Source organism: Anaplasma phagocytophilum (genome assembly GCF_023476575.1).
GTDB classification, from domain to species: domain Bacteria; phylum Pseudomonadota; class Alphaproteobacteria; order Rickettsiales; family Anaplasmataceae; genus Anaplasma; species Anaplasma phagocytophilum_A.
Genome location: NZ_JAHLEX010000109.1, coordinates 1 through 3,401 on the forward strand (window position 1 = coordinate 1; position 3,401 = coordinate 3,401).

A 3,401-nucleotide genomic window follows, 5' to 3' on the forward strand; every position below is an offset into this window, starting at 1 on the left:
GACTACGTCTCTAACCACTCCTTCTTTTGATTCTTGTATCTGGCACTCTTTATTCTGCTTATCACAACTCCTCAGGCACTCGTTCCTCTTATATAGGCACTGATCTACACATCGTTGGCCTTCGGCTCCCTCCGGGGGTTTATAGACGATTACCTCTTGAGGGCCGAATAAGCTACACGACGTCTGCATAGCACAAGTGGCTATTACTAGTAAGCTCCTTGTTAATATAGAAAATACTTTCTTCCACATAAATTTTCCATCACAAACCACTGATTTCATGATGTATACCTGTGGTAAATAATGTTTAGACACATGCTTCATAATCAGTTTTAGTGCGCTCTATATGCTTCTTCGAGGTCTTGTATTATACGTAACTGAAAGCTATTACTGTCGAAATATTTTTTCGATAATTTTACGTACTCAAGAAACCTTTTCTCATCTCCTTCAAAGAAATACATATTCGCCAACGCGAAGTAAGACATAGCCACCTTGCCCATCCTTCCATAAACCAACGACAGCTGCTTCCATACATAGGGATTATCTCTCTCTACATGTATAACTTGTTCGAGGTAAGGCAAGGCCTGTGATGGATCTTTAAGAACCATGGCTTGGGCCAACTCTACCTTAAGCAACATATCCTCTGGTATCTGACTCAAAGCTGCTTTGTAGTCGGAAATGCATGCTTCTATTTCTCCAAGTTTATATAAAATTTGTGCTCTAATTTCCCGCAGATACGGATCCGTTGGTGCAGAATTTATCAGGGCACTCAAACGCTGAATCGCCTCCTTTGCGTTAGCTTCCCTATAGTCAATTATAGATTGCATATAAGGCGATAGTTCTCGATTTTTAAGGGTGTCTAGAGGCATTAAAAATGCCTCTACTTTTTCAACAATACGCGCAAAACTCGCTTTATCTTCCTCCGAAAACCCTACGACTTCCTGCTGCTTTTTGTACCCATATAGCTTTCTTAACCGCTGTTCACTTAGCGGGTGCGTAGACATATACTCATCTAAGTACACATGCTGCGCCTCATTTTGTCCGAAAAAGCGCAACACCTGCAACAGCCCTTCATGGCTATAGCCCGCTGCATCAAGATATTCTAATGCACATTGGTCAGCAATCTCTTCCTGAGTTCTACTATAAGCTAAAAAACTTCTCTGACTGATAGTACTACTACCTGCGATGATGGCATGGCCAATTTTAGGATCAATCACCAAAGATGTAACCATACCCAAAATGTAGCCCAAACCCTCTGCTATCATCTCATTGCGTAGTTCACGCTCCTGTTTTATGAGATGATACTGCGCCATGTGGCCAATCTCATGCGCTATTACTCCAACAACTACTTCCGGGTCCTTCGAGAATTTGAGCAACCCTTTGTGAATGAAAACGTAATTATTAGGGGCCACAAACGCGTTAACCCTGTTATCATCAACAACAAAGACCTTCACCGCATCTACATTCACGTGAGCCGCAACAAACAGCGGTTTGCTGATTTTTTTGATTACATTTTCAATTTCACTATCCCTAAATACTATACCGCCAGAACACCTAACAGAAGGAATTACGAGCATTAAACACAACAAAACAACAGATACCTTCATACTAGTACTCCTTGGTTCTGCAAAACTATAATAGTTAAAAACGTTGAGATGCTCTATAATAAACAGTCTGTTCACAACTTGAGTACTCTGCGATCAAAGACCTACAAATTCTAGGTGGCACTGTTAACCCTTTTATTATGTAAAAATGCCAGGTAACATGAACAGAGATATAGTACATTAGAGGAAGGTGTGTTTACATCTACAGAAAATCTGAGGGATTTAGTAGTTGCAGTATTGGATGAGCACAGTGCTCGCAATATTGCTTCACTTGATGTTCGTGATAGATGTCAGCTGACTGAGTACATCATTATTTCTTCTGGAAATTCCACAAGTCACGTAAAAGCTTTAGCAGAACATGTGAAGAAAAAAGTCGCACATTATAGCAAAAAACATATAGAAGGATTGGATGATGGTAATTGGGTAGTCATTACTTTAAACAATGTCATAGTGCACATATTTCGTGAAGAAGTACGCGAGTATTACAATCTAGAAGATCTATGGAGTAAGAATCTTGCTAATGTTAACCTTGTGCAAGAGGAGAAACCTGACGACGTCTTGGATAACTCACCATAGATTTTTCTTTACTCACCAATTTGTTCATCGTACTGCATGCAGTACTTCTATGCTCGCAGGTGCTATATGGAGACGCCCCTGGGCGCGTTCATAGATGCTAACGTGATCAGTTAACTAGTTCATAACACTCTCCTGATACGCTGCCAAGTGTTCTCCTAAGGTAAGGAGCACTACTTTGACTGGAGAAATACTGATGAACGACAACGTCATAGCCCGGAGAGCGAACGATTCTGTCATCTCGTTACAGCAGAACAATGTGCTGCGCAAAGTGCTTATATCAGCAATAAATGACCAAGCGCTGCAGCTTCTTGGGTTTGACAGCAGTGCCTTGCTAGTAGGTGCACCTTTAGATTCTATACTTGATTTGCACACAAAACACATAATAAACAGCTATGTGGAATACACAAACAGCGGAACTGACATAGCTGACGTGATATCAAAAATTAGCAATTTCTCTTTTCTCAACTGCAAACTCCAGTCTGTTCCTGTAAGGCCTAAGATATTTCGCGTAACTTCTGAAAAAGATCTTCTAAACTATGAACTGCTAGTTCGTGATACAAGCATATCACAAAAACTTGCAGCATTCCGGAATGAAAAATTACCTACTGGCACACGGTACACTATGGACAAAGATCTGGAGGTCTTAGATCCCGCATCTACAAAAACCGAGATAGATGTTATTTTAGGTTTTGTCCGCGAGAGCTCAATTGAATCGGTGATATCCCTAGTGGCGCTTGATCCCACCGTTAATAACGCTGACGATGCTCAAAAAAAAATGCATAGTGTTATGGTAGATGCACTAAGTGCAAATATAAGATATACTGACATAGTGGGATATTTGGGTGATAATCAGTTCATGTTTGTGCTATTAGGCTGTGGAAAGGCCGATGCTCACGTCGCAGTCTCAAGAATACATGCACGTGTATCTGAGAGGTTGGCTCATTATTCTCCCAGCGCAACCATATCATTTGGATATGCTAACATGTACGGCACCGAGTATAACTCACTCCTAGCGGATTTACAGCAAGCACTACTATTAGCTCATAGGCAAGGAAGGTCTGTAGCAGCTACTCCAAACTATTAAGAAAAGTCTCAACAAACCCTGCGAGGTCGTAGTGTCCTCTAGAGTACATACCGGGCATTTCAGCGGTTTCACCGCCAACAAGGGAAGCTCCAGCAAGTTTGCATCCGTGAGATATCCCACGTAATACCTCCAGTGTGACA

The 3,401-nt window shown here is 41.4% G+C and carries 3 protein-coding genes and 2 pseudogenes; 2 read left to right on the plus strand and 3 right to left on the minus strand.

The window, feature by feature from the left end; all coding sequences use genetic code 11:
- Window positions 1–249, minus strand: a pseudogene (locus tag KPX09_RS04740) (hypothetical protein); the annotation flags it as partial.
- An 80-nt stretch (window positions 250–329) separates the two neighbouring features.
- Window positions 330–1,604: a M48 family metalloprotease gene (locus tag KPX09_RS04745; protein ID WP_249549223.1), complete on the minus strand. Its 1,275-nt coding sequence runs from the start codon at window positions 1,602–1,604 to the stop codon at window positions 330–332.
- A gap of 189 nt (window positions 1,605–1,793) precedes the next feature.
- Here KPX09_RS04745 and rsfS point away from each other — a divergent pair, with 189 nt between their 5' ends.
- Together rsfS and KPX09_RS04755 are read left to right on the plus strand one after the other, a co-directional pair.
- On the plus strand, window positions 1,794–2,177 hold the full coding sequence (rsfS, locus tag KPX09_RS04750; RefSeq protein WP_249549224.1) for a ribosome silencing factor: 384 nt from the start codon (window positions 1,794–1,796) through the stop codon (window positions 2,175–2,177).
- Window positions 2,178–2,352: 175 nt separating this feature from the next.
- Window positions 2,353–3,261, plus strand: coding sequence for a diguanylate cyclase domain-containing protein (locus KPX09_RS04755; protein WP_249549225.1), 909 nt, complete (start codon window positions 2,353–2,355; stop codon window positions 3,259–3,261).
- A 10-nt stretch (window positions 3,262–3,271) separates the two neighbouring features.
- Here the strand turns inward: KPX09_RS04755 and KPX09_RS04760 are convergent.
- Window positions 3,272–3,401: pseudogene (locus KPX09_RS04760) on the minus strand (phosphoribosylformylglycinamidine cyclo-ligase); the annotation flags it as partial.